General features: G+C 49.1%; 33 protein-coding genes and 1 pseudogene. All 34 read right to left on the reverse strand.

What is annotated here, in order from left to right; all coding sequences use genetic code 11:
• Positions 1-119: pseudogene (locus Q0R17_RS14845) on the reverse strand (DNA-directed RNA polymerase subunit alpha); the annotation flags it as partial.
• 34 nt (positions 120-153) lie between these two features.
• A complete protein-coding gene (gene rpsD, locus Q0R17_RS14850) occupies positions 154-786 on the reverse strand; it encodes a 30S ribosomal protein S4 (RefSeq protein WP_293936146.1) in 633 nt (210 codons plus the stop codon).
• Between the two features lie 14 nt (positions 787-800).
• Positions 801-1,193, reverse strand: coding sequence for a 30S ribosomal protein S11 (rpsK, locus tag Q0R17_RS14855; protein ID WP_046351579.1), 393 nt, complete (start codon positions 1,191-1,193; stop codon positions 801-803).
• A 17-nt stretch (positions 1,194-1,210) separates the two neighbouring features.
• Positions 1,211-1,573: a 30S ribosomal protein S13 gene (gene rpsM, locus Q0R17_RS14860; protein ID WP_046351578.1), complete on the reverse strand. Its 363-nt coding sequence runs from the start codon at positions 1,571-1,573 to the stop codon at positions 1,211-1,213.
• Between the two features lie 64 nt (positions 1,574-1,637).
• Entirely contained in the window at positions 1,638-1,751 is a 114-nt protein-coding gene (gene rpmJ / locus Q0R17_RS14865; protein ID WP_046351577.1) for a 50S ribosomal protein L36, read from the reverse strand.
• Between the two features lie 35 nt (positions 1,752-1,786).
• Positions 1,787-2,005, reverse strand: coding sequence for a translation initiation factor IF-1 (infA, locus tag Q0R17_RS14870; protein ID WP_046351576.1), 219 nt, complete (start codon positions 2,003-2,005; stop codon positions 1,787-1,789).
• A 12-nt stretch (positions 2,006-2,017) separates the two neighbouring features.
• Entirely contained in the window at positions 2,018-3,322 is a 1,305-nt protein-coding gene (gene secY, locus Q0R17_RS14875; protein WP_293936154.1) for a preprotein translocase subunit SecY, read from the reverse strand.
• A 26-nt stretch (positions 3,323-3,348) separates the two neighbouring features.
• A complete protein-coding gene (gene rplO / locus Q0R17_RS14880) occupies positions 3,349-3,783 on the reverse strand; it encodes a 50S ribosomal protein L15 (protein WP_130105837.1) in 435 nt (144 codons plus the stop codon).
• Positions 3,784-3,969 carry a 50S ribosomal protein L30 gene (gene rpmD / locus Q0R17_RS14885; RefSeq protein WP_046351573.1) on the reverse strand — a complete coding sequence of 62 codons (186 nt, stop codon included), beginning with the start codon at positions 3,967-3,969 and terminating at the stop codon, positions 3,784-3,786.
• Positions 3,966-4,481 (reverse strand): 30S ribosomal protein S5, encoded by a 516-nt coding sequence (rpsE, locus tag Q0R17_RS14890; RefSeq protein ID WP_293936157.1) that lies wholly within the window; start codon positions 4,479-4,481, stop codon positions 3,966-3,968. Before rpsE ends, rpmD begins: the two co-directional genes overlap by 4 nt.
• Positions 4,482-4,500: 19 nt before the next feature.
• On the reverse strand, positions 4,501-4,854 hold the full coding sequence (gene rplR, locus Q0R17_RS14895; protein WP_293936159.1) for a 50S ribosomal protein L18: 354 nt from the start codon (positions 4,852-4,854) through the stop codon (positions 4,501-4,503).
• Between the two features lie 13 nt (positions 4,855-4,867).
• Positions 4,868-5,401, reverse strand: a complete 534-nt coding sequence (rplF, locus tag Q0R17_RS14900) for a 50S ribosomal protein L6 (RefSeq protein ID WP_130105840.1) — start codon at positions 5,399-5,401, stop codon at positions 4,868-4,870.
• A gap of 12 nt (positions 5,402-5,413) precedes the next feature.
• The gene (rpsH, locus tag Q0R17_RS14905) at positions 5,414-5,806 is read right to left on the reverse strand and encodes a 30S ribosomal protein S8 (protein ID WP_046351569.1); all 393 of its coding nucleotides are present in this window, start codon (positions 5,804-5,806) and stop codon (positions 5,414-5,416) included.
• A 15-nt stretch (positions 5,807-5,821) separates the two neighbouring features.
• A complete protein-coding gene (gene rpsN, locus Q0R17_RS14910; protein WP_046351568.1) occupies positions 5,822-6,127 on the reverse strand; it encodes a 30S ribosomal protein S14 in 306 nt (101 codons plus the stop codon).
• Between the two features lie 7 nt (positions 6,128-6,134).
• A complete protein-coding gene (gene rplE / locus Q0R17_RS14915; protein WP_293936164.1) occupies positions 6,135-6,674 on the reverse strand; it encodes a 50S ribosomal protein L5 in 540 nt (179 codons plus the stop codon).
• Positions 6,675-6,686: 12 nt separating this feature from the next.
• Positions 6,687-7,007, reverse strand: coding sequence for a 50S ribosomal protein L24 (rplX, locus tag Q0R17_RS14920; protein WP_099396482.1), 321 nt, complete (start codon positions 7,005-7,007; stop codon positions 6,687-6,689).
• A 10-nt stretch (positions 7,008-7,017) separates the two neighbouring features.
• A complete protein-coding gene (rplN, locus tag Q0R17_RS14925; protein ID WP_046351565.1) occupies positions 7,018-7,386 on the reverse strand; it encodes a 50S ribosomal protein L14 in 369 nt (122 codons plus the stop codon).
• A gap of 187 nt (positions 7,387-7,573) precedes the next feature.
• A complete protein-coding gene (rpsQ, locus tag Q0R17_RS14930) occupies positions 7,574-7,834 on the reverse strand; it encodes a 30S ribosomal protein S17 (protein WP_130105842.1) in 261 nt (86 codons plus the stop codon).
• Positions 7,835-7,836: 2 nt separating this feature from the next.
• Positions 7,837-8,025, reverse strand: a complete 189-nt coding sequence (gene rpmC, locus Q0R17_RS14935) for a 50S ribosomal protein L29 (RefSeq protein WP_046351563.1) — start codon at positions 8,023-8,025, stop codon at positions 7,837-7,839.
• Positions 8,022-8,441 (reverse strand): 50S ribosomal protein L16, encoded by a 420-nt coding sequence (gene rplP, locus Q0R17_RS14940; protein WP_046351562.1) that lies wholly within the window; start codon positions 8,439-8,441, stop codon positions 8,022-8,024. Before rplP ends, rpmC begins: the two co-directional genes overlap by 4 nt.
• Positions 8,425-9,132, reverse strand: coding sequence for a 30S ribosomal protein S3 (rpsC, locus tag Q0R17_RS14945; protein WP_130105843.1), 708 nt, complete (start codon positions 9,130-9,132; stop codon positions 8,425-8,427). The genes rplP and rpsC overlap by 17 nt, the downstream gene beginning before the upstream one ends.
• Positions 9,133-9,141: 9 nt before the next feature.
• On the reverse strand, positions 9,142-9,471 hold the full coding sequence (gene rplV, locus Q0R17_RS14950) for a 50S ribosomal protein L22 (RefSeq protein WP_046351560.1): 330 nt from the start codon (positions 9,469-9,471) through the stop codon (positions 9,142-9,144).
• Positions 9,472-9,480: 9 nt separating this feature from the next.
• Complete coding sequence (rpsS, locus tag Q0R17_RS14955) at positions 9,481-9,756, reverse strand: 30S ribosomal protein S19 (RefSeq protein ID WP_046351559.1); 276 nt, start codon at positions 9,754-9,756, stop codon at positions 9,481-9,483.
• 5 nt (positions 9,757-9,761) lie between these two features.
• On the reverse strand, positions 9,762-10,598 hold the full coding sequence (gene rplB / locus Q0R17_RS14960) for a 50S ribosomal protein L2 (RefSeq protein WP_130105844.1): 837 nt from the start codon (positions 10,596-10,598) through the stop codon (positions 9,762-9,764).
• A 12-nt stretch (positions 10,599-10,610) separates the two neighbouring features.
• The gene (gene rplW / locus Q0R17_RS14965; RefSeq protein ID WP_046351557.1) at positions 10,611-10,916 is read right to left on the reverse strand and encodes a 50S ribosomal protein L23; all 306 of its coding nucleotides are present in this window, start codon (positions 10,914-10,916) and stop codon (positions 10,611-10,613) included.
• Positions 10,913-11,533, reverse strand: coding sequence for a 50S ribosomal protein L4 (rplD, locus tag Q0R17_RS14970; RefSeq protein ID WP_293936177.1), 621 nt, complete (start codon positions 11,531-11,533; stop codon positions 10,913-10,915). The genes rplW and rplD overlap by 4 nt, the downstream gene beginning before the upstream one ends.
• Positions 11,533-12,177 (reverse strand): 50S ribosomal protein L3, encoded by a 645-nt coding sequence (rplC, locus tag Q0R17_RS14975; protein WP_130105846.1) that lies wholly within the window; start codon positions 12,175-12,177, stop codon positions 11,533-11,535. The genes rplD and rplC overlap by 1 nt, the downstream gene beginning before the upstream one ends.
• Positions 12,178-12,333: 156 nt before the next feature.
• Positions 12,334-12,645, reverse strand: coding sequence for a 30S ribosomal protein S10 (rpsJ, locus tag Q0R17_RS14980; RefSeq protein WP_046351554.1), 312 nt, complete (start codon positions 12,643-12,645; stop codon positions 12,334-12,336).
• Between the two features lie 12 nt (positions 12,646-12,657).
• Entirely contained in the window at positions 12,658-13,848 is a 1,191-nt protein-coding gene (gene tuf / locus Q0R17_RS14985; protein ID WP_293936183.1) for an elongation factor Tu, read from the reverse strand.
• Between the two features lie 25 nt (positions 13,849-13,873).
• Positions 13,874-15,973, reverse strand: a complete 2,100-nt coding sequence (gene fusA / locus Q0R17_RS14990) for an elongation factor G (RefSeq protein ID WP_293936185.1) — start codon at positions 15,971-15,973, stop codon at positions 13,874-13,876.
• Between the two features lie 26 nt (positions 15,974-15,999).
• Positions 16,000-16,470: a 30S ribosomal protein S7 gene (gene rpsG / locus Q0R17_RS14995; RefSeq protein ID WP_046351551.1), complete on the reverse strand. Its 471-nt coding sequence runs from the start codon at positions 16,468-16,470 to the stop codon at positions 16,000-16,002.
• 112 nt (positions 16,471-16,582) lie between these two features.
• Positions 16,583-16,957 (reverse strand): 30S ribosomal protein S12, encoded by a 375-nt coding sequence (gene rpsL / locus Q0R17_RS15000; protein WP_130105848.1) that lies wholly within the window; start codon positions 16,955-16,957, stop codon positions 16,583-16,585.
• A gap of 394 nt (positions 16,958-17,351) precedes the next feature.
• Positions 17,352-21,542, reverse strand: a complete 4,191-nt coding sequence (gene rpoC / locus Q0R17_RS15005; protein WP_293936188.1) for a DNA-directed RNA polymerase subunit beta' — start codon at positions 21,540-21,542, stop codon at positions 17,352-17,354.
• 67 nt (positions 21,543-21,609) lie between these two features.
• On the reverse strand, positions 21,610-25,788 hold the full coding sequence (gene rpoB, locus Q0R17_RS15010; RefSeq protein WP_293936267.1) for a DNA-directed RNA polymerase subunit beta: 4,179 nt from the start codon (positions 25,786-25,788) through the stop codon (positions 21,610-21,612).
• Positions 25,789-25,993: the final 205 nt, after the last annotated feature.

Below are 25,993 nucleotides of genomic sequence, written 5' to 3' on the forward strand. Positions count from 1 at the left end.
CCGAGCGTATGGCCGTAACCGCGCTCGAACGGCTCCATCACGACCTTCGCCTGGGCAGCGTTTAAAGCCTGCACATCAATGATGCGCGGCTTGAGCAACTCATTCGCGTTGATTTGCATAAGTCAGTATCCCTTGGCTAGCCGGGTCAGAATGTTACTTGGAGTAGAATTCTACAACCAGCGCTTCATTGATGTCGCTAGACAGATCAGAACGCTCTGGCATGTTTTTAAACATACCTTCAAGTTTCTTAGAATCTACCTGAACCCAGCTCGGAAAACCGATACCCTCAGCCAAGGAAACAGCTTCCTGGATGCGAGCCTGAGTCTTCGACTTATCGCGAACTGAAACAACGTCGCCAGCCTTAACCAAGTACGATGGAATATTTACAACATTGCCGTTCACCACAATTGCCTTGTGGGAAACAAGCTGACGAGATTCGGCACGTGTAGAGCCAAAACCCATACGATAAACCACGTTATCGAGACGACATTCGAGAATCTTTAACAGATTTTCACCAGTCGAGCCTTTACGACGGCTAGCTTCTTCAAAATAACGACGGAACTGACGTTCCAATACACCGTAAATACGACGAATCTTTTGCTTTTCGCGCAAATGAACACCGTAGTCGGACAGACGTGATGGCTTTTTACCGCCGCTCACACCATGCTGACCAGGAGCTTGTTCTAGTTTGCACTTACTATCCAAAGAACGACGAGCGCTCTTCAGGAAAAGATCCGTACCCTCACGACGTGCAAGTTTGCACTTGGGTCCAATATAACGAGCCATAACTTACTCCGGGATTAGATACGACGCTTCTTCGGCGGACGACAACCGTTATGCGGAATCGGCGTAACATCCGAAATACTCGTGATCTTGAAGCCGAGTGCGTTTAATGCACGCACAGCGGATTCACGACCCGGACCCGGACCCTTGATGCGAACTTCGAGGTTCTTTACACCGTATTCTTGGGCAACTTTACCAGCAGCTTCTGCAGCTACCTGAGCTGCAAAAGGTGTACTTTTCCGAGAGCCTTTGAAACCAGCACCGCCCGAGGTAGCCCAAGACAGTGCATTCCCTTGGCGATCAGTGATGGTAATGATCGTGTTATTGAAAGATGCGTGCACGTGCACAACACCTTCAGACACGCTCTTTTTGACTTTCTTACGTACACGTACTGTGTTTGCTTTAGCCATTCTTCAATTCCTTGCTATTACTTCTTGCCAGCGATGGACTTACGCGGACCCTTGCGAGTACGCGCATTGGTACGAGTACGCTGACCGCGGCACGGAAGTCCCCTGCGGTGACGGAAACCACGGTAACAACCAAGGTCCATAAGACGCTTGATACTCATGGTCACTTCGCGGCGCAAATCACCCTCGACAACATACTTGCCAAGTTCTTCACGCAGCAGATCTAGTTCAGCATCACTGAGATCTTTAACCTTTTTTGTAGGCTCAACGCTTGTAGCTGCGCAGACGGCATAGGCGCGGGTGCGACCAATACCGAAAATAGCCTGAAGGCCGATCACAGTATGCTGATGATTCGGGATATTAACCCCAGCAATACGGGCCATACTTTTCTTACCCCAGGTTCAAAAAGCTTTGCATGTTAACATCAGGAACTGATTGTCGCAACAATCAGCCTTGACGCTGCTTGTGCCGCGGGTCGGTGCAAATCACACGCACAACACGGTTGCGGCGTACGATTTTACAATTGCGGCAAATTTTCTTGACCGACGCTTGAACTCTCATCGTCTTTCCTTTCGATCAAAATTAAATCCGAGCTATTACTTAGCTCGGAATACGATGCGAGCCTTGGTCAGGTCGTAGGGAGTTAACTCCACTGTAACCTTATCTCCAGGCAAAATGCGAATGTAGTGCATACGCATCTTACCAGAAATATGACCAAGAACCACATGTCCGTTTTCGAGCTTGACCTTGAAAGTTGCATTTGGCAACGTTTCCAAGACTTCGCCCTGCATCTGAATGACTTCGTCTTTCGCCATAGCCTGTTACGCCTAGCCCTTGAAGTTAGCTTTCTTGAGCAGACTCTCGTACTGATGTGAGAGCACGTATGACTGCATCTGCGACATAAAGTCCATTGTCACAACTACTAGAATTAGCAGAGAAGTACCGCCAAAATAGAATGGAACATTCCACTTCAGGATCAAAAACTCTGGAATCAAGCAGATTACAGTGATATAGACAGCACCGATAAGTGTGAGCTTTAAAATCAACTTTTCGATATATTTCGCAGTGTGGTCACCCGGGCGGTAGCCCGGAATCATTGCTCCGCTTTTCTTCAAATTATCTGCAGTTTCCTTCGGATTGAAGACTAAAGCAGTATAGAAATAGCAGAAGAAAATGATCGCAGTCGCATACAACAATACGTAGAGAGGCTGACCAGGATGCAGCATGTCACCGATCGACTTTAACCATGACAATTTATCGCTGTTACCAGTCCACGACAGTAAAGTCGCAGGGAACAAGATAATTGATGAAGCAAAAATCGGAGGGATCACGCCCGCCATATTCAGTTTCAGTGGAAGGTGAGTGCTTTGCGCCTGCATCATACGATTGCCAACTTGGCGTTTCGCATAGTGAACAGGTACTTTGCGCTGGCCGCGTTCAACAAACACAACCGCAGCAGTTAATAGCACAACACCAACAAAGAGGAACAGCACAAGCAGAATAGGTAGTGCGCCCTGATTGGCCAGTGATAATGTCTTACCGATTGCCGAAGGCAAGCCGGAAGCAATACCTGAACAGATCAAAATAGAGATACCGTTACCGATACCTCGTTCGGTGATCTGCTCACCCAACCACATCAGAAACATGGTGCCTGTAACCAGCGTCACGATCGTTGTAAACACAAACTGAGCTTGTGCTACAACCACCAGATTCGGCTGCTTAAATAGCATCATTGCAATACCAAAGCTCTGTGCAGTAGCAAGAAGCAGCGTCGCATAACGCGTATATTGCGTAATTTTACGACGGCCTGCCTCTCCCTCTTTTTTCATCTGCTTCAGAGATGGCAGCACCTCGGCAGCGAGCTGTAAAATAATCGATGCCGAAATGTAAGGCATGATCCCGATAGCGAACACGGTAAAGCGAGAGAGAGCACCACCGGAAAACATATTGAACATGTTCAATAAACCGGTTTGCGACGACTCAAACAATTTTGCCAGTTCAGCCGGATTGATTCCTGGCACCGGGATGTGTGCACCAATTCGATATACGATCAGTGCCCCGATGAGAAACCAAATCCGACTTTTTAGATCTGCAAACTTATTTGCAGAACCAGCCAGAGCGGGATTTGCCATTACTGCCTTATCCTCAGTTTACCGAATTACTCGGTGATGCTGCCACCAGCTGCTTCAATAGCAGCACGGGCACCCTTAGTTACAGCCAAGCCCTTGAGTACAACTGCACGCTCGATAGTGCCGGAAAGTACAACTTTCCCGCGCAGAGCACGCTGAGATACCACACCAGCTTGAAGCAGCGCTTCAAAGGTAATTTCGCTCAATGGCAAATCATTGATGTCCGACAAGCGAACTTCAGCGGTATCACCACGTGTGAGAGAAACAAAACCACGTTTTGGCAGACGGCGTTGTAAAGGCATTTGACCGCCCTCAAAACCGACTTTATGGAAACCACCAGTACGTGACTTCTGACCTTTGTGACCACGACCAGACGTTTTGCCTAAGCCAGAGCCAATACCGCGGCCTACACGACGCTTAGCGTGAGTAGAACCAGCAGCTGGTTTCAGGTTATTAAGTTCCATTTAGCCTTCCACCTTCAGTAGGTAGCTAATCTTGTTAGCCATACCACGATTTTCTGGGGTATCGATCACTTCAGAGCTACTGTTAAGACGACGGAGACCTAAGCCACGGGCGCAAGCCTTGTGAGCTTCCAGTCGACCAATCAGACTTTTAACTAAAGTTACTTTGAATTTCTTAGAGTCGCTCATTTAGCAGCCCCTAGAATCTCTTCAACGCTCTTACCACGTTTCGCAGCGATATCCGCTGGTGTATGCAGTTTAGAAAGACCGTTTAATGTTGCACGCACAATGTTGTACGGGTTGGTCGAACCATGGCACTTTGCCGAAATATTATGGATACCCATAACTTCGAACACAGCACGCATTGGGCCGCCAGCAATAATACCCTTACCATTTGCAGCAGGCTGCATAAACACGGTAGTCGCGCCATGCTTGCCGTAAACGGTGTGTTGGATAGTGCCGCCATTTAAAGAAACTTTCTGCAATTTGCGTCGAGCTTCTTCCATTGCTTTTTGTACGGCTACAGGCACTTCTTTCGACTTGCCCTTGCCCATGCCAACGCCGCCATCACCATCACCAACTACTGTCAGTGCGGCAAAACCAAGGATACGACCACCCTTGACGACTTTGGTAACGCGATTTACAGCGACCATCTTTTCACGAAGGCCGTCGCCGCGTTCTTCCATATCGTTCTTAGCCATATATCAACTCCAAACTCAATTAGAAGACGAGGCCGCCCTCACGAGCGGCATCAGCTAAGGCCTTAACACGGCCGTGATATTTGAAGCCGGAACGGTCAAATGCAACCGTTTCGACACCCGCAGCTTTCGCTTTTTCAGCGATACGCTTGCCAATCACGACTGCGGCATCAACAGAGCCGCCGTTCTTGATTTGGCTACGAACATCTGCTTCAAGTGTTGAAGCAGAAACCAGTACTTTACCACCGGTTTCGTCGATGATCTGGGCGTAGATGTGACTGTTGGTGCGGTGCACCGACAGACGCAACATCTTGAGCTCCGCAATCTTTGCACGGGTTTTACGTGCGCGGCGGAGTCGAGCTTGGTTCTTGTCCATGATTCAGCCTCGATTACTTCTTCTTGGTTTCTTTCAATACGACAACCTCATCCGAATAGCGTACGCCCTTGCCTTTATATGGCTCTGGTTTACGGTATTCACGGATTTCGGCTGCAACTTGACCAACTAGTTGCTTGTCGGCGCCCTTGAGGACGATTTCGGTTTGTGTCGGGGTTTCCACCTTCACACCCACTGGCATTGTATGCGCAACTGGATGAGAAAAGCCGAGAGTCAGGTTCAAGACATCGCCTTGAGCCTGAGCACGGTAACCAACGCCTACCAGCAAGAGCTTACGCTCAAAGCCTTTAGAAACGCCTGCTACCATGTTATTTACCAACGCACGCAATGTACCGGACATAGAGCGAGCATGTTTAGATGCACTCTTGGCGGCAAATTGAACGGCATTGTCCTCAACCTTAACGTCAACATCAACACAAAGTGCTTGCGTCATTGTGCCGTGCGGGCCCTTCACAACGATTTCACCAGCGGCGAATTGAACTTCAACGCCTGCTGGGATAACTACTGGGTTTTTTGCTACGCGAGACATCGATTCACCTCTTTAAGCGACGACGCACAGAAGCTCGCCACCAATACCATTGGCACGTGCTTTGCGATCTGTCATTACGCCTTTGGAGGTGGACAAAATAGCCACACCCAGACCGTTCATCACCGTTGGGATTTCTGTAGCACCTTTATAGATGCGCAGACCCGGCTTGGACACACGGTCCAAACGCTCGATAACCGGACGACCAGCGTAGTACTTGAGTTCGATGGTCAGAACAGGCTTAACTTCACCTGCGACTTCAAACGATTCGATATAACCTTCATCTTGCAACACGCCAGCAATTGCTAACTTTAGCGTGGACGATGGCATTGTAACTTGTGCCTTGTCCGCGCGTTGCGCGTTGCGAATACGGGTTAGCATATCGGCGATAGGATCATGCATTGCCATGTTTTATCTCTCCTATTACCAGCTAGCCTTGACCATGCCAGGAACTTCACCCTTGAAGGCGAGTTCACGTAGCTTGATACGGCCGAGTCCGAATTTGCGATACACGCCACGACCACGACCAGTAATCGAACAACGATTTACTAGACGTACTGGGCTTGCATTACGCGGAAGCTGCTGGAATTGCAAACGAGCAGCAAAACGCTCTTCGTCAGATGCATTCTGGTCATTGATGACCGCCATCAGCTTTTCACGCTTGGCGGCGTACTTGGCGACGGTTGCACGACGCTTTTCCTCACGCTTAATCACTGCGACTTTAGCCATGGTTGCCTCAACTCTTGAATGGGAACTTGAAGCAAGCGAGTAAAGCACGCGCTTCTTCATCGGATTTAGCTGTAGTGGTAATCGTAATATTCATACCACGCAAAGCATCAATCTTATCGTATTCGATTTCTGGGAAAATGATTTGCTCACGTACGCCCATATTGAAATTACCACGACCGTCAAACGATTTACCACTCACGCCGCGGAAATCGCGTACACGTGGCAGAGCAACCGTTACCAGACGATCCAAGAATTCGAACATGCGTTCGCGGCGCAAAGTCACTTTGCAGCCAACCGGATACCCTTCACGAATCTTGAAACCAGCAATCGACTTTTTAGCTACAGTAACAACCGGCTTTTGACCAGCAATTTTCACCAAATCACCAACAGCATGGTCCATCACTTTCTTATCCGCAATCGCTTCGCCAACACCCATGTTAATGGTAATTTTGTCGATGCGTGGGACTTGCATGATGGACTTATAGCCGAACTGTTCAACCAGTTTCGGAATTACTTGTTCTTTATAAAACTCTTGCAGACGAGCCATTTTCATCACCCCTTAGCCGCCAACCACTTCGCCACTAGACTTAAAGAAACGAACCTTACGGCCATCCTCCAAAGTCTTGAAGCCAACGCGATCAGCCTTGCCCGTTGCAGTGTTAAACAAGGCAACATTAGAAATGTGAACCGGCATAGTCTTTTCGACGATACCGCCCTGTACACCGCGCATTGGATTAGGCTTTTGGTGTTTTTTCACCACATTAACGCCCTCAACCACGACACGATCTTCAGCCGGGATTACGCGCAGCACTGTACCGCGCTTGCCGTTGTCCTTGCCTGTGATAACGATGATTTCATCGCCTTTGCGAATCTTGTTCATGCCCGTCCCCTTACAACACTTCTGGCGCAAGTGAAACGATTTTCATAAATCGTTCATTGCGCAGCTCACGAGTCACTGGCCCAAAAATACGGGTACCAATTGGCTCAAGCTTGGCGTTAAGGAGAACTGCAGCGTTGCCATCAAACTTGATAAGCGAACCATCAGCACGGCGTACGCCCTTAGCGGTGCGAACCACTACGGCGCTATATACGTCACCTTTTTTAACACGGCCACGAGGGGCAGCATCTTTAATGGCAACCTTAATAATATCGCCCACCGAAGCGTAGCGACGCTTGGAACCACCAAGAACCTTAATGCACATTACTGAACGTGCACCAGTGTTATCGGCAACTTCAAGCCTAGTTTGCATTTGAATCATTGAAACAAACCTCCAACTTTTTCCGCCTATAATCTCGGCAAAACCGAGTCGCTCGGCAAAACCGAGCATTAGCAGCTAGTTTTGGATCCCGTAGGGAAGAACTCCATATAAAACGTGATGTTATATATGGATAAGAAAGCGGGCATTGTACATAAAGCACAATACCCGCGCAAGCACGTATTAAATATTAATTACGAGCTTTTTCTACCAGCGTCGTCACAGCCCAATTTTTGGTTTTGGACAGTGGACGAATTTCTACGATTGTAACCAAATCACCTTCGTGATATTGATTGCTTTCGTCGTGCGCATGGTATTTTTTGGAACGACGCATCATCTTGCCGTAGAGCGGGTGTTTAACCAGACGCTCTACCAACACGGTAACAGTCTTATCCATTTTGTCGCTGACGATACGGCCTGTCAGTTCGCGCTTCAGTTTAGCTTCAGACATCGTTAAGCCGCCTTCTGAGCCATGATGGTATGAACGCGCGCAATATCTTTGCGCACACGGTTGAGTTCGCTTGGCTTTGCCAGTTGACCCGTCGCATGCTGCATACGCAAGCTAAATTGCGCCTTCAACAATGCGGTCAACTCAGCCTTCAGCTCTTCAACAGATTTCTGATGTAGTTCAGCAGCTTTCATCGTTGTCCCGCCTGACGAGTGACAAAGGTAGTCGCGAATGGCAACTTAGCAGAAGCAAGGCGGAAAGCCTCACGTGCAACTGCTTCATCAACACCATCCAACTCATACAATACTTTGCCTGGTTGAATCTCAGCAACCCAGTAATCCGGGCTACCCTTACCATTACCCATTCGCACTTCAGCGGGCTTGGTAGAGATTGGCTTATCTGGGAACGTACGAATCCATACACGGCCACCACGCTTAATATAACGCGTGATTGCACGACGTGCGGATTCGATCTGACGTGCAGTCAGACGACCACGACTTGTGGCCTTGAGCCCAAACACACCAAAAGCAACGCTATTACCACGAGTAGCAATACCCGTGTTACGGCCCTTCTGGACCTTGCGATACTTAAGTCTAGTTGGCTGCAGCATTACGTGGCCCCTTCCGTGCGTTTTTCTTCTGAGCTTCAGGCGCTGGTTCAGCAGCCTTTTCGCCCGGCTTCATTTCGCCTTTATAAACCCAAACCTTGATACCAATGATACCGTAGGTGGTTTTGGCTTCAGAAGTCGCGTAATCAATATCAGCACGCAGAGTATGCAAAGGCACACGGCCTTCACGATACCACTCGCAACGCGCAATTTCGATGCCGTTCAAACGACCAGACGACATGATTTTGATACCTTGGGCACCAAGGCGCATTGCATTTTGCATAGCACGCTTCATCGCACGACGGAACATTACGCGCTTTTCAAGCTGCGCAGAAATGCTATCGGCAATAATTTGTGCATCGATTTCAGGCTTACGCACTTCTTCGATGTTTACATGCACAGGCACATTCAGGATTTTTTGCAGCGCTTTTTTAAGCTGCTCAATATCCTCACCCTTCTTACCAATCACCACACCCGGACGAGCCGTGTAGATAGTGATTTTAGCGTTCTTAGCCGGACGCTCGATTACGACACGACTCACCGAAGCACTGGCCAGTTTCTTTTTCAGGTAATCGCGTACAGCGATGTCCTCATTGAGCATACCGGCAAAATTGCTACTGTTGGCGTACCAACGCGAAGCCCAGTTCTTGGTGACGGCGAGACGAAAACCCGTCGGATGAACTTTCTGACCCATAGTCGCTCCTTAATCGCCAACAATCAATGTGATATGGCAAGTTTGCTTCTCGATACGATTGCCACGGCCTTTGGCACGTGCGCTGAAACGCTTAAGAGAAGGTCCCTTATCCACAAAAATTGTGGTCACTTTGAGTGCGTCGATGTCGGCGCCTTCATTGTGCTCAGCATTGGCAATAGCGGATTCCAAAACCTTCTTGATTAAAACTGCGCCCTTTTTAGGGCAGAAGGCCAGGATGTTCAACGCCTGCTCTACCGGCTTGCCACGGACTAGGTCAGCGACCAGCCGCGCTTTTTGGGCGGAGAGGCGAGTGTTGCTTAATACAGCAGATACTTGCATGTCTTCACCTTATCGCTTGGCTTTTTTGTCCGCAGCATGGCCTTTGAACGTGCGGGTGAGTGCAAACTCGCCCAGCTTGTGTCCAACCATGTTTTCGTTCACATATACTGGAACGTGCTGCTTACCATTGTGAACCGCAATTGTCAGACCAACGAAGTCTGGCAACACAGTAGAACGGCGTGACCAAGTTTTCACTGGACGCTTGTCGTTCGCCGCGCGGGCAGTTTCCACCTTTTTGATCAGGTGTAGGTCAACGAATGGGCCTTTTTTAATAGAACGTGCCATTTACATTACCTCTTATTCGCGGGACGACGACGCACGATCATATTGCTTGTGCGCTTATTGCGACGAGTGCGATAGCCCTTAGCAGGCTGGCCCCATGGACTTACTGGAACACGACCTTCACCAGTACGACCTTCACCACCACCGTGAGGGTGATCAACCGGGTTCATTGCAGTACCACGTACAGTTGGACGAATACCCAACCAACGCTTAGCACCTGCTTTACCGTAGGAGCGAAGGTTATGCTCTTCGTTACCCACTTCACCGATTGTTGCACGGCAATCAACGTGAACCTTGCGGATTTCGCCTGAGCGCAGACGCAATTGAGCGTAAGCACCTTCACGAGCCAGCAATTGAACACCCGCACCAGCAGAACGCGCCAACTGAGCGCCTTTACCTGGCTGCAGTTCGATGCAGTGAATAGTGGAACCAACTGGGATATTGCGGATAGGGAGGGTATTACCCACCTTAATCGGCGCATCCGAGCCAGAAATCACAGTCATATCAGCCTTCAGGCCTTTAGGAGCAATGATGTAACGACGCTCGCCATCAGCGTAGCAAAGCAACGCGATATTAGCGGTACGGTTAGGATCGTATTCAAGGCGCTCAACGCGACCTACGATACCGTCCTTATCATTGCGCTTAAAGTCGATAAGACGATAATGCTGCTTATGACCACCACCCATATGACGGGTTGTGATCACACCACGGTTGTTACGACCAGCAGTCTTGCTTTGCGATTCGAGCAAAGGAGCGTACGGAGCACCTTTGTGCAGATCCGAGTTCACAACCTTGACGACGGCGCGGCGACCGGGGGACGTCGGTTTTACTTTTACCAATGCCATTTTCAGTCTCCTTTACTGCGCTGCCGCGAGGTCGAGCTCTTGGCCTGCAGCAAGGCTAATGTAAGCCTTTTTCCAGTCCTTGCGACGACCTACGGTACGACCAAATTTCTTGCCCTTGCCCTTGACATTCAATGTCGACACGCCTTCAACCTTCACTTTAAAGAGAAGCTCAACAGCGGCCTTGATTTCTGCCTTAGTAGCGTCCGTGGAAACACGGAAAACAACTTGGTCATTCTTTTCAGCCACAAAAGTGGTCTTTTCTGACACGATAGGTGCCAAAAGAACTTGAAGCAGACGATTTTCAGAGAATTGCATCATGCGTACAACTCCTCAAAAGCTTGCAACGCTTCGCGAGTGATAACCACTTTCTTATAACGAACGAGGCTCACTGGATCAGCTTGCGATGGCTCAAGGACCAGAACGTGCGCAAGATTGCGCGACGCAAGGTACAAGTTCTCATCCAACTCTTTAGTAATGATCAACACGGAATCCAACTGCATAGCAGCCAGTTTCAGCGCGAATGCCTTAGTCTTAGGTGTTTCAGCGATAAAGCTTTCCACCACCACCAGACGCTCTTCACGAACCAGTTGCGACAGAATGGTCGCAATACCAGCACGGAACATCTTGCGGTTAACTTTTTGGGAGAAGTTTTCGTCTGGGCTATTCGGGAAAGCACGACCACCACCACGCCATAGCGGGGAGGAACTCATACCAGCACGAGCACGACCAGTACCCTTCTGTTTCCAAGGCTTTTTGGTCGAGTGACTTACGTTATCACGACCTTTTTGAGCACGATTGCCGCTACGAGCATTCGCGAAGTAAGCGGTCACAACTTGGTGAACCAGCGCTTCGTTAAACTCGCGTGCGAACAGTGCATCGGAACCAGCAACAGCGGCTTGCGCCTCGCCGGTAGCATTGATGACTTTAAGATCCATTACGCACCTGCCTTCACACTCGGACGAACAACGACGTCATTGCCCTTGCAGCCAGGGACAGCACCCTTAACTAACAACAATTGACGCTCGGCATCGACACGGACGATTTCCAGGTTCTGGGTGGTACGCTGAACGTTACCCAATTGACCTGCCATGCGCTTACCAGGGAATACACGACCTGGATCTTGCGCTTGACCAATAGAACCCGGTGTATTATGCGAGCGCGAGTTACCGTGGGAGGCACGATTAGATGAAAAGTGGTGACGCTTAATTACACCAGCAAAACCTTTACCTAGCGTTGTACCAGTTACATCAACGTACGAACCAGCCGCAAACATCTCAACTGAAAGCTGATCACCAGCCTTCAATTCTGCCAATTTCTCAGCAGTGACGTTAAATTCAACCAAACCCAAACCTGCTTCCACGCCTGCTTTCGCAAAGTGGCCAGCTTGAGCCTTGTTAACACGACTAGCTTTCTTTGCACCGAAAGTAACCTGAACAGCTGAATAGCCATCAGTTTCCGGCGTCTTGATTTGCGTAACGCGATTAGCTGACATGTCCAGCACAGTTACCGGAATGGACGCGCCATCCTCAGCAAATACGCGGGTCATGCCGACTTTACGTCCGACAAGTCCTAAGCTCATAGTTATATCCTTTTCAGGGCCGATTACGATTGACCGGCTAAACCCAAAGTAAAAAAGGCTTACTACCCTTAGGTAGCAAGCCCGCGACTTTAACAAGATTTTTCTTTTACCGCAAGTACTTAGCGCACATCACAGCAAAAAAATCTTGATTGCCGATTACTGCAGTTTGATTTCTACATCAACGCCAGCTGGTAAATCCAGCTTCATCAACGCATCAACGGTTTTGTCTGTTGGATTGACAATGTCCATTAAGCGCAGGTGCGTACGAATTTCCATCTGATCACGCGCCATTTTATTAACGTGTGGAGAGCTCAGAATGTCAAAACGCTCAATTTTAGTAGGAAGCGGAACTGGACCTTTAACAACAGCACCAGTACGCTTAGCCGTATCAACAATTTCCTGCGCCGAACGATCAATCAGAGCGTAGTCAAAAGCTTTCAGGCGAATACGGATTTTTTGGTTTTGCATTTTCACAAGCCTTTAAACGAGGACTTTGGCAACAACACCAGCGCCAACAGTACGGCCGCCTTCGCGAATAGCGAAACGCAGACCTTGTTCCATAGCAACTGGAGCAATCAGGGTAACGGTAACTTCAACGTTATCACCTGGCATTACCATTTCAGTACCTTCTGGCAAATCAACCGAACCTGTTACGTCAGTTGTGCGGAAGAAGAACTGTGGACGGTAGCCGTTAAAGAATGGAGTGTGACGACCACCCTCATCTTTCGACAGAACGTACACAGAACCTTCAAACTTAGTGTGCGGAGTGATCGAACCTGGCTTAGCCAATACTTGACCACGCTGAACGTCTTCACGCTTAGTACCACGTAGCAACGCACCGATGTTATCGCCAGCTTGACCTTGGTCCAGCAGCTTACGGAACATTTCAACACCAGTACATGTAGTCTTAACCGTTGTAGTAATACCAACGATTTCGATTTCTTCACCAACCTTAACAATACCGCGCTCTACACGACCAGTTACAACAGTACCGCGACCTGAGATCGAGAATACGTCTTCAACTGGCATCAGGAACGCGCCATCAACAGCACGCTCTGGCAACGGAATGTATGAATCTAAAGCATCTGCAAGACGGAAAATCGATGGCTCGCCGTGCTCAGATTGGTCGCCTTCCAGCGCCATACGAGCAGAACCCACGATGATTGGAGTGTCATCACCAGGGAAATCGTACTTGCTCAGCAGTTCACGAACTTCCATGTCAACCAGCTCAAGCAACTCAGCATCATCAACCAAATCAGCTTTGTTCAGGTAAACGATGATGTACGGAACGCCAACTTGACGAGCCAACAAGATGTGCTCGCGAGTTTGTGGCATAGGACCATCAGCAGCCGAACATACCAAGATTGCGCCATCCATCTGCGCAGCACCAGTAATCATGTTCTTGATGTAATCCGCGTGACCTGGGCAGTCAACGTGAGCGTAGTGACGTGTTTCTGTCTCATACTCAACGTGCGAAGTATTAATCGTAATACCACGTGCTTTTTCTTCAGGAGCGCTATCGATTTGTGAGTAATCTTTAGCTTCGCCACCGAATTTTTTCGACAAAATAGTCGAAATCGCAGCTGTCAGTGTTGTCTTACCATGATCAACGTGGCCAATTGTACCAACGTTAACGTGTGGCTTTGCGCGTACAAACTTTTCTTTTGCCATTGCTAATATCCTTTAAATTATTTGATTATTTCTTGTTCGCAATAATCGCGTCAGCCACATGCTTCGGCGCTTCAGAGTAATGCTTGAATTCCATTGAGTAAGTTGCACGACCTTGCGACATTGAGCGCAAGCGTGTCGAGTAACCGAACATCTCTGAAAGAGGCAACTCAGCCTTAACCATCTTGCCGCCAGCAGGATTATCATCCATACCTTGCAAGATACCACGACGGGACGAGATATCGCCCATGATGTCGCCCATGTACTCTTCTGGTGTCTCTACTTCTACAGCCATCATTGGCTCAAGAATAACGGCACCAGCACGACGCATTGCTTCTTTAAACGCGATAGAACCAGCAAGTTCAAACGCAAGTTGTGAAGAATCAACATCGTGGTACGAACCAAACGTCAGGCGCACCTTAACGTCAACCACCGGGAAACCAGCCAACACACCCGCTTTCAATGTGTTTTGGATACCCTTATCCACTGAAGGGATAAATTCGCGAGGAATTGAGCCACCCTTAACTTCATCAGAGAAAGAGTAACCATTACCTTCACCAGCCGGCTCAACAGTAATAACGCAATGGCCGTACTGACCTTTACCGCCAGACTGTTTCGCGTGCTTACCTTCAACATCGGCAGCAATACGTGTAATGGTTTCGCGGTATGCAACTTGCGGAGCACCCACGTTAGCCTCAACACCAAACTCACGGCGCATACGATCAACCAGAATTTCTAAGTGCAACTCACCCATGCCGGACATAATTGTCTGGCCGGTTTCTTCGTCAGTACGCACACGGAAAGAAGGATCTTCTTTCGCCAAGCGATTCAGGGCAATACCCATCTTCTCTTGGTCTGGCTTAGTTTTTGGCTCAACAGCAACGTGAATTACTGGCTCCGGGAACACCATGCGTTCCAAGATAATGAAGTCGCTAGGTGCACATAAAGTCTCACCCGTTGTTACTTCTTTCAAGCCAATTGCAGCAGCGATATCACCAGCGAAAACTTCATCAATTTCTTGACGATCGTTTGCATGCATTTGCACGATACGGCCGATACGCTCTTTCTTATCTTTAACCGAGTTCAATACGGTATCGCCAGACTTGACCATACCAGAGTAAACACGGAAGAAGGTCAGCTGACCAACATAAGGATCGCTCATCAACTTGAATGCAAGTGCTGAGAATGGAGCTGTATCAGACGCTTCGCGAGTGATAGGCTCTTCTTTATGGTTCACACCAGTAATTGCAGCCACTTCAATCGGAGACGGCATGAAGTCGATTACTGCGTCGAGCATGCGCTGCACACCCTTGTTCTTGAACGCACTACCGCACAACATAGGCTGGATTTCGCATGCCAAGGTACGAATACGCAGGCCAGCTACGATATCAGCTTCGCTCAAATCACCTTCTTCAAGGTATTTGTTCATCATCTCTTCAGATGACTCAGCAGCCGCTTCCACCATGTTTTCGCGCCATGTTTGCGCTAGTTCAAGCAGTTCGGCAGGAATATCACCGTACTCAAACTTCATACCTTGCGATGCTTCATCCCACAAGATTGACTTCATCTTGATCAGATCTACTACACCGGTAAAACCATCTTCAGCGCCAACCGGAATAACAACTGGCACTGGATTTGCTTTCAGGCGAAGCTTCATCTGCTCAACAACGCGGAAGAAGTTAGCACCTTGACGGTCCATCTTGTTTACAAAAGCAAGACGTGGAACTTTGTATTTATTAGCCTGACGCCATACGGTTTCAGACTGTGGCTGAACACCACCCACAGCGCAATAAACCATGCAAGCACCGTCCAGAACGCGCATAGAGCGCTCAACTTCAATAGTGAAGTCAACGTGACCTGGGGTGTCGATGATGTTAATGCGGTGCTCTGGGTACTGTTGCGCCATGCCTTTCCAGAACGTGGTTGTAGCAGCAGAAGTAATCGTGATACCACGCTCCTGCTCTTGCTCCATCCAGTCCATTGTTGCTGCGCCGTCATGCACTTCACCGATCTTGTGGTTTACACCGGTGTAGAACAGAACGCGTTCAGTCGTCGTCGTTTTACCGGCGTCGATGTGAGCAGAAATACCAATATTACGGTAATGCTCAATAGAAGTCTTACGTGCCACGGGAGATTCCTTTCCGGGTTACGCGATTAGAAGCGGTAGTGGGCGAATGCTTTATTCGCTTCTGCCATACGGTGTACTTCGTCGCGCTTCTTCATAGCGCCACCACGGCCTTCAGCCGCATCGAGGAGTTCGCCTGCCAGACGCAGATCCATCGATTTTTCACCACGTTTACGAGCCGCATCACGAACCCAACGCATCGCCAATGCCAAACGACGGCTAGGACGGACTTCGACTGGTACTTGATAGTTTGCACCACCAACACGACGGCTTTTTACTTCAACCATTGGTTTAGCGTTACCGATTGCTGCGGAGAATACTTCCAGCGGTGATTTGCCGGTTTTTTTCTCGATCTGCACCAATGCACCGTAAACGATGCGCTCAGCAACAGCTTTTTTACCATCCATCATGACAACGTTCATGAATTTGGTTAGTTCTTGGCTACCGAATTTTGGATCCGGTAAAACGTCACGTTTCGGTACTTCTCTGCGTCTAGGCATAATTCTCTATCCTTAATATTTCATTCAGTCGGGGCTTAACCCCTCGGTCGCCCATCAAGACGACCACTTACTCGACGGCCCAATACGGGACTCGCCGACCGTCCAGTAGCAATTAAGCCTTAGGACGCTTAGTACCGTACTTGGAGCGTGACTGCTTACGACCTTTAACGCCGGCTGTATCCAAGGAGCCGCGTACTGTGTGGTAACGCACACCCGGCAAATCCTTAACACGACCACCGCGGATCAGCACAACGCTGTGTTCCTGCAGATTATGGCCTTCACCACCGATGTACGAAATAACTTCGAAACCGTTGGTTAAGCGAACTTTACAAACTTTACGAAGCGCGGAGTTAGGCTTCTTAGGAGTGGTTGTGTATACACGAGTGCATACGCCACGTTTTTGTGGGCAGGACTCAAGAGCAGGTACTTTGCTCTTTGCTTTTTCCTGCTCACGACCCTTGCGGACGAGCTGGTTAATCGTTGGCATTGATTACTTCCTTAGGTTAAAAATCCCCGTAGGGAACTTGCTACTGCTTCTTTTTAACAACACAAAGCATTAAACGCATTATCAGTCAGCTTACACCGACCACCATGCCTTTGTTTCTTTGTTTTACTACTTGCTACTACTCACAGCCCTTCTTTTTCAAGCAAGATTTTCATCTTATCTGCAATAAAATCAAAACATTAAGTCGATTATCAGTCCTGCTTACGCTAACCACCACCGGCTCACTTCTTATCCACATTTATTGCTTTTAAAAGGCAAAACCATAGCCAAAAAAGAAGTACACAACGCCCAGCAAATGCTGAGCGTTGTGTAAAAGTACAGGATTCTATTGAAATCAAGTGCTTGTCGTCAAGACAAGCTGATGATCGTCAAAGCTTTATTCTGCACTTGCAGCGGTTTCTGCCTCTGCATTTGGAGCAAAAATATCAGACAATTGATCAACTACAGGAGCCTGACGCTTACGATTACGGTGGTAAGCTAAACCAGTACCTGCAGGAATCAAGCGTCCTACGATCACATTTTCTTTCAGACCGCGCAAGTCATCGATTTTACCCATGATGGCTGCTTCAGTCAGTACCCGCGTGGTTTCCTGGAAGGAAGCCGCTGAAATAAACGAATCAGTAGACAGAGATGCCTTGGTAATACCTAACAGAACATTATCGTAGCTTGCTGGTAACTTACCCTCAGCAATCAACTTATCGTTCACGGTAAGGACTTCGGCACGCTCAACTTGCTCACCTTGGATGAAGGCAGAATCGGCTGAATCAGTAATGATTACACGACGCAACATTTGACGCAGAATCACTTCAATATGCTTATCGTTAATCTTTACACCCTGCAGACGGTACACTTCTTGCACTTCTTGTACCACATAACGTGATAACGCTTCGATACCTTGCAACCTTAGAATATCGTGCGGATCAATCGCGCCGTCGACAATGCTTTCACCACGGTTAACTACTTGACCATCGTGAACCAGTACGTGTTTTTCTTTCAAGATCAGGTATTCGTGCGGAGCACCTTCCAGATCTGTTAAGACTAAACGCTGTTTACCCTTGGTTTCTTTACCGAATGAAACTGTACCGGTAATTTCAGCCAACATACCTGGATCTTTCGGCACACGTGCTTCAAACAACTCAGCAACACGTGGCAGACCCCCAGTAATATCGCGAGTCTTAGCGGATTCTTGTGGAATACGCGCCAATACATCACCCACACCCACAACCTGACCGTCTTTCACCGTGATAATACAACCCACCTGGAAACCGATCATAACGGTGGTGTCTGTACCCGCCATTTTCACTTCGCCACCGCGCTCATCCAACAACTTAACCATTGGACGTACGCCAGTTGCCTTACCGGCTTTGCGCTTAGGATCAATAACAACGAGGGTCGAAAGACCGGTCACGTCATCGACCTGCTTCATTACGGTAATACCCTCTTCCACATTATCGAACTTCACCTGACCGGCGTATTCCGAAATAATTGGACGAGTGTGCGGATCCCACGTACCCAGTACACCACCGGCTTTAATGCTGTCGCCATCTTTAACGGTCAGTGTTGCACCGTAAGGTACTTTGTGACGCTCACGCTCACGACCATTGTCATCAACAACGATCACTTCAGCAGAACGCGCAATCACAACTGGATCGCCCTTGGCATTGGTCACGTAGCGCATGTTCGGGCTGTACGCGATATTACCGCTGGACTTCGACTCTACTTGCGTTGCAGCAGCCGCTCGCGACGCCGCGCCCCCGATGTGGAAGGTACGCATGGTCAGCTGTGTACCAGGCTCACCAATCGACTGCGCAGCAATCACACCAACAGCTTCACCGGTATTAACCAAGTGACCACGACCAAGATCACGGCCGTAACACGCAGCACATAGGCCATAGCGTGTTTCGCAAGACAATGGAGTGCGAACCTTAACCTCATCAACCCCAAGGACTTCGATCGCTTCTACTTCGTCCTCACCGAGCAAGGTGCCCACTGGATACACGGTTTCGTGCGTCACAGGGTCAATCACATCCAGTACCACTACACGGCCCAAGATACGATCACGCAATGCCTCGATTACGTCACCACCCTGTACCACAGCCTTCATGACTACGCCGTTCTTGGTGCCGCAATCGTCTTCGATCACAACCAAGTCTTGCGTTACGTCAACCAGACGACGTGTCAGGTAACCCGAGTTGGCTGTTTTCAGCGCCGTATCTGCCAGACCCTTACGTGCACCGTGGGTGGAGATAAAGTACTGAAGAACGGTCAAGCCTTCACGGAAGTTAGTGGTAATCGGTGTCTCAATAATCGAGCCATCCGGTTTAGCCATCAAACCCCGCATACCGGCCAACTGACGAATCTGCGCTGCAGAACCGCGGGCACCGGAATCGGCCATCATAAATACTGAGTTGAACGAGTCTTGATCGACTTCAACGCCTTCGCGATTGATGACCTTCTCTTTACCGAGCTGATCCATCATCGCTTTGGCAATCTGATCACCGGCACGGCCCCAGATATCCACAACCTTGTTATAACGCTCACCCTGAGTCACTAGACCCGAGCTGTACTGATGCTCGATCTCGCGTACTTCAGCGTAGGATTCAGCCAAGAGCTGAGCCTTCTTATCCGGCACAACCATATCATCGACGCAAATCGAGATACCGCCACGTGTAGAGTAAGCAAAACCGGTATACATAAGCTGATCAGCAAAAACAACGGTGTCTTTCAAACCACAGCGGCGGAATGACGCGTTAATCAGCTTACCAATTTCTTTCTTTTTCAGTGCTTTGTCGATATGGCTGAAGTCCAGGCCCTTAGGCAGAATTTCAGACAGAATCGCACGGCCAACCGTGGTGCTACGACGCACCATCTGAGCTTGCCATTCGCCGTCTTCGTCTCTTACCCATTCTTTCAAACGGATATCAACACGGGTCTGCAAAGTCACTTCCTTGCTGGCATAAGCGCGCATTGCTTCGCTTACGTCGATCAAGTGCATGCCTTCGCCCTTAGCATTAGTACGCTCACGAGTCATGTAGTACAGACCCAGCACGATATCCTGCGAAGGAACGATAATTGGCTCGCCGTTAGCTGGCGACAATACGTTGTTTGAAGCCAGCATCAGCGTGCGTGCTTCCATCTGCGCCTCAAGACTCAGTGGAACGTGAACGGCCATCTGGTCACCGTCGAAGTCGGCATTGAATGCCGCGCAGACGAGTGGATGCAGTTGAATCGCTTTACCTTCGATCAACACTGGCTCAAACGCTTGAATACCTAAGCGGTGCAGTGTTGGCGCACGGTTCAAAAGAATCGGATGTTCACGAATCACGTCTTCCAAGATGTCCCAAACCACTGGATCTTGGGCTTCAACCATTTTCTTCGCCGCTTTGATGGTGGTCGCAAGACCAAGCACTTCTAGCTTGTGGAAAATAAATGGCTTGAACAGCTCCAGACCCATCAGTTTTGGCAAGCCGCACTGATGCAGACGCAGTGTCGGGCCTACGGTAATCACCGAACGACCAGAATAATCTACGCGCTTACCCAACAAGTTTTGACGGAAACGACCGCCCTTACCCTTGATCATGTCAGCCAAGGATTTAAGAGGACGCTTGTTCGCACCAGTCATCGCTTTACCGCGACGGCCGTTATCGAGCAAGGAATCAACCGCCTCTTGCAACATACGCTTTTCATTACGCACGATAATTTCAGGTGCGCGCAATTCTAAAAGACGCTTCAGACGGTTATTACGGTTAATCACGCGACGATACAGATCGTTCAGATCTGAGGTAGCGAAACGACCACCATCCAATGGTACTAAAGGACGTAATTCTGGCGGCAAGACCGGCAGAACTTCCAAAACCATCCATTCTGGCTTGATGCCAGAACGTTGGAAGGCTTCCAGCACTTTCAGGCGCTTGGAAATCTTCTTGATTTTGGTTTCAGAGCCTGTGGAGGACAATTCAGCACGCAAGGTGGTGATTTGATCTTCTACATCCATGCTCTTCAATAGTTCACGCACCGCTTCCGCACCCATCAGGGCTACGAATTCGTCACCGTACTCTTCAACTTTATTGAAGTAATCTTCTTCAGTCAGCAATTGGCCACGTGTTAGCGGCGTCATGCCTGGCTCGATCACCACAAAACCTTCGAAATACAGTACGCGTTCGATATCACGCAATGGGATATCAAGCACCATACCTAAACGCGAAGGCAGGGATTTCAAGAACCAAATGTGTGCAACTGGGCTAGCCAGTTCGATGTGTCCCATGCGGTCGCGACGAACCTTAGACAGGGTCACTTCCACACCGCACTTCTCGCAGATCACGCCACGATGCTTCAGGCGTTTGTACTTACCGCACAGGCATTCGTAATCTTTGATTGGGCCAAAAATACGCGCACAAAATAAGCCATCACGTTCTGGCTTAAAGGTACGGTAATTAATGGTTTCCGGCTTTTTAACTTCGCCGAACGACCAAGAGCGGATTTTTTCTGGCGATGCCAGACCGATCTTAATCGCATCAAATTCTTCATTTGCAGCAACTTGCTTGAAGAGTTCGAGTAAGCCTTTCATTCTTTGACTCCAGTGAGGCGTTCGGGGTGTGGCGGGCACTTTGCCCGCCAACTAACTACCCCACGAATCAATACGTTTCCAGATCGATATCGATACCGAGTGAGCGGATTTCCTTCACAAGCACATTGAAGGATTCCGGCATGCCCGCATCAATCCGGTGATCGCCCTTCACGATGTTTTCATACACCTTAGTACGACCGTTCACATCATCTGACTTCACGGTCAACATTTCTTGCAAGGTGTAAGCCGCACCGTATGCTTCCAACGCCCAAACTTCCATCTCACCGAAGCGCTGACCACCAAACTGAGCTTTACCGCCCAGTGGTTGTTGCGTTACGAGAGAGTAAGGACCAGTGGAGCGAGCGTGCATCTTATCGTCAACCAAGTGATGCAGTTTCAGGTAGTGCATCACACCAACTGTAACCTTGCGCTCAAATGGCTCACCGTTACGGCCATCAAACAGCTGCATTTGCGTCTTGCTGCTGTTGAAATCCAGTAACTGGGTGTGTGGATCTTCGCTTGGGTAAGCTAAATCCAACATCTGATAGATTTCCGACTCTTTCGCACCGTCAAATACCGGGCTTGCAAAAGTCATACCGTTACGCAGGCCACGTGCCAACTCGATCAATTCTTCATCAGTCAGACCGTCGATGTCTTCAGTCTTACCACTGGTGTTATAGATCTTGTTCAAGTAAGCGCGCATATCAAGCAGCATGCCGGCACGTTGCTCACGCAGCATCGCATCAATACGCTGACCAATACCCTTAGCCGCCCAACCTAAGTGCATTTCCAGAATCTGACCAATGTTCATCCGCGAAGGAACGCCCAATGGGTTCAGAACGATGTCTACCGTTGTACCATCTGCCATGTATGGCAGATCTTCAATCGGCAGAATCTTGGAAACCACACCCTTGTTACCGTGACGGCCGGCCATCTTATCGCCCGGCTGTAAGCGACGTTTAACCGCCACATACACTTTCACCATCTTGATCACGCCAGGTGGCAATTCGTCACCTTGAGTCAGCTTACGTTTTTTATCTTCAAAACGTAGGTCGAACTCAGTACGCATCTGACCAATCAGATCTTTCATGGCTTCTAGCTGGCGAGCGGACTCTTCGTCTGCTAAGCGGATATCAAACCAATCAATTTTTGCTGGCAAGCCAAGCAAATATTCTTTGGTGATTTCTACGCCCTTAGCCAACTTCATTGGGCCGCCGTTGGCTACTTTGCCTACGATCATGCGTTCAATACGTTCGAACAAATCGCTTTGTACAATACGTAATTGATCGTTCAAATCTTGACGATAGCGACGTAGTTGATCATCGATGATGGACTGGGCACGACGATCGCGCTCCACACCTTCACGAGTAAACACTTGCACGTCAATAACCGTTCCCACCATGCCAGACGGCACGCGCAGCGAGGTATCTTTAACGTCGGAGGCTTTTTCACCGAAGATCGCACGTAAGAGCTTTTCTTCAGGAGTTAGCTGAGTTTCACCCTTAGGTGTCACCTTACCGCACAATACATCGCCCGCTTCAACTTCAGCACCGATGTAAACCACACCAGATTCATCCAGACGGCCCAGCATGCGCTCGGACAGATTGGAGATATCACGGGTAATTTCTTCAGCACCCAGCTTGGTGTCACGCGCCATAACGTTCAATTCTTCGATGTGAATCGAAGTATAACGATCGTTAGCAACCACATCTTCCGAGATCAAAATCGAATCTTCGAAGTTGAAACCGTTCCATGGCATAAACGCGATAGTCATATTCTGACCCAGAGCCATTTCGCCCAAGTCAGTTGAAGCGCCATCCGCAATGACATCACCCTTAGCAATAATGCTGCCACGGATAACCACTGGTTTTTGGTTGGTATTGGTGTTCTGGTTAGAACGGGTAAATTTAATCAGGTTGTAAATATCTACCCCTGTTTCACCAGCAATCGCTTCGTCATCGTTTACACGAATAACCACACGAGCTGCATCAACATAATCAACCACACCACCGCGTAATGCGGTTACTGCTGTACCTGAGTCAGTGGCACATGTGCGTTCAATACCCGTACCTACAAACGGCGCTTGAGCGCGTAAGCAAGGTACCGCTTGACGCTGCATGTTGGCGCCCATCAACGCACGGTTGGCATCATCGTGTTCCAAGAATGGAATCAATGAAGCAGCTACCGATACGATCTGGCTAGGGGCCACATCCATGTACTGCACGCGATCTGGCGCAGCCACGATGGTGTCGCCGTTAGAGCGGCAAGTTACAAACTCATCAGTTAAACGACCTTCTTCGTCGAACTCGGCATTCGCCTGAGCAACAACGTACTTGCCTTCTTCAATAGCAGACAGGTATTCGATTTGGTCGGTTACTTTACAATCGATCACTTTGCGATACGGTGTTTCCAAGAAGCCGTAGCTATTGGTACGCGCAAAGCAAGAAAGCGAGTTGATCAGACCAATGTTTGGACCTTCCGGTGTTTCGATCGGGCAAACACGACCGTAATGCGTCGGATGCACGTCACGAACCTCAAAGCCCGCACGCTCACGAGTCAAACCGCCTGGTCCCAAAGCAGAAACACGACGCTTGTGCGTGATTTCTGACAATGGATTGGTTTGATCCATAAATTGCGATAACTGTGAAGAACCGAAGAATTCTTTAATGGCAGCCGAAACAGGCTTGGCATTAATCAAATCATGCGGCATCAGGTTGTCTGATTCTGCTTGTGATAGACGCTCTTTAACAGCGCGCTCTACACGAACCAAACCAGCGCGGAATTGGTTTTCCGCCAACTCACCTACCGAGCGCACACGACGATTGCCTAAGTGATCGATATCATCAATATCGCCACGGCCGTTACGTAATTCTAAGAGGATACCGATCACAGCAATGATGTCTGCAGTGCACAGAATACCTGCGCCTTCAACACCACGTGGACCTGTTTCTTCGTAGAAACGACGTTGCCAGCCTGGCGCTTTTTCTTCTAAGCGATCAGGGTAAGCACGGCGGTTAAACTTCATACGGCCTACCGCAGACAAATCGTAACGCTCAGGCGCGAAGAACAGGCCCTTAAATAGCGCTTCAACCGAATCTTCGGTCGGCGGCTCACCAGGGCGCATCATGCGGTAGATCGCTACGCGAGCACCGTACTGGTCAGCTACATCATCTGAACGCAATGTCTGGGACAGGAATGCACCTTGATCCAGATCATTAACAAACAGCACCTTCACCGACTTCACATCGGCCATATCCAGCTTAACAGCCAGATCTTCGGTCACTTCTTCGTTGGCCTTTGCCAGCACTTCGCCGGTAATTGGATCAACAACGTTGTGAGCCAAGATACGGCCATAGAAGAAGTCCAAAGGTACTGGAATCTTCTGCAAACCAGACGCGTTGATATCGCGAATCGTTTTAGCTGTAATACGTTTATCTTTTTGTACGAGTACTTTACCGTCATCAGCAACGATATCGAATTTCGCAACTTCGCCTTTCAGACGTTCAGCCACGAGCTCTAAGCACAGGCCATCTTCGTCCATCAGGAAAGTATCAGTATCAAAGAAACCAGCCAAAATTTGCTCTGGGTTGTAACCCAAAGCTTTCAGCAAAGTGGTTACCGGCATCTTGCGACGACGGTCGATACGGAAGAACAGTAAATCTTTTGGATCAAACTCAAAATCTAACCAAGAGCCACGGTACGGAATAATCCGTGCCGAGAACAGCAGCTTGCCAGAAGAGTGAGTCTTGCCCTTGTCGTGTTCAAAGAACACGCCAGGAGAACGATGCAGCTGGCTAACAATAACCCGCTCTGTACCGTTGATCACAAAAGAACCAGTGCGCGTCATCAATGGCACTTCGCCAAAGTAAACGTCTTGTTCTTTAACTTCTTTGATGGTTGGCTTAGACGCTTCGCGATCCATGATCACGAGACGTACGCGCGCGCGCAGTGGAGCGGCGAAGGTAATACCTCGCTGCTGGCACTCAAGCACATCAAAAGCAGGATCGCCGAGGGAGTAATGCACAAACTCCAATCGAGCGTTTTCGTTATGAGAGACGATAGGGAAAATCGAATTAAACGCTGCTTGTAGACCGATCATCCGGCGAGAATCTGCCGGAACCCCTAGCTGCAGGTATTCGCTATAAGAATCGATCTGTGTTGCGAGCAGGAACGGCACCTCAAGGACGCTCTTCCGTTTCGCAAAACTTTTACGAATGCGTTTTTTCTCAGTGAACGAGTACTTGATACTCATAAACTCTCCATGGAGTGGGGCGCAAAGGACAAACCGCAAACGCCCGCCAACGTGTTTGTGAGCGGTTTCCGGTTTGACAACTGCTTGCAAAGTACACAAGCTGGATTCCGCTAACCGACATATATCGGGATCAGCTGTAAGCTAAGCAATAGACACAAACGCAAAAGGGCAGGCGGATTCCTCCGCCTGCCTTCACTAC

Source organism: Iodobacter sp. (assembly GCF_025352645.1).
GTDB lineage: Bacteria > Pseudomonadota > Gammaproteobacteria > Burkholderiales > Chitinibacteraceae > Iodobacter.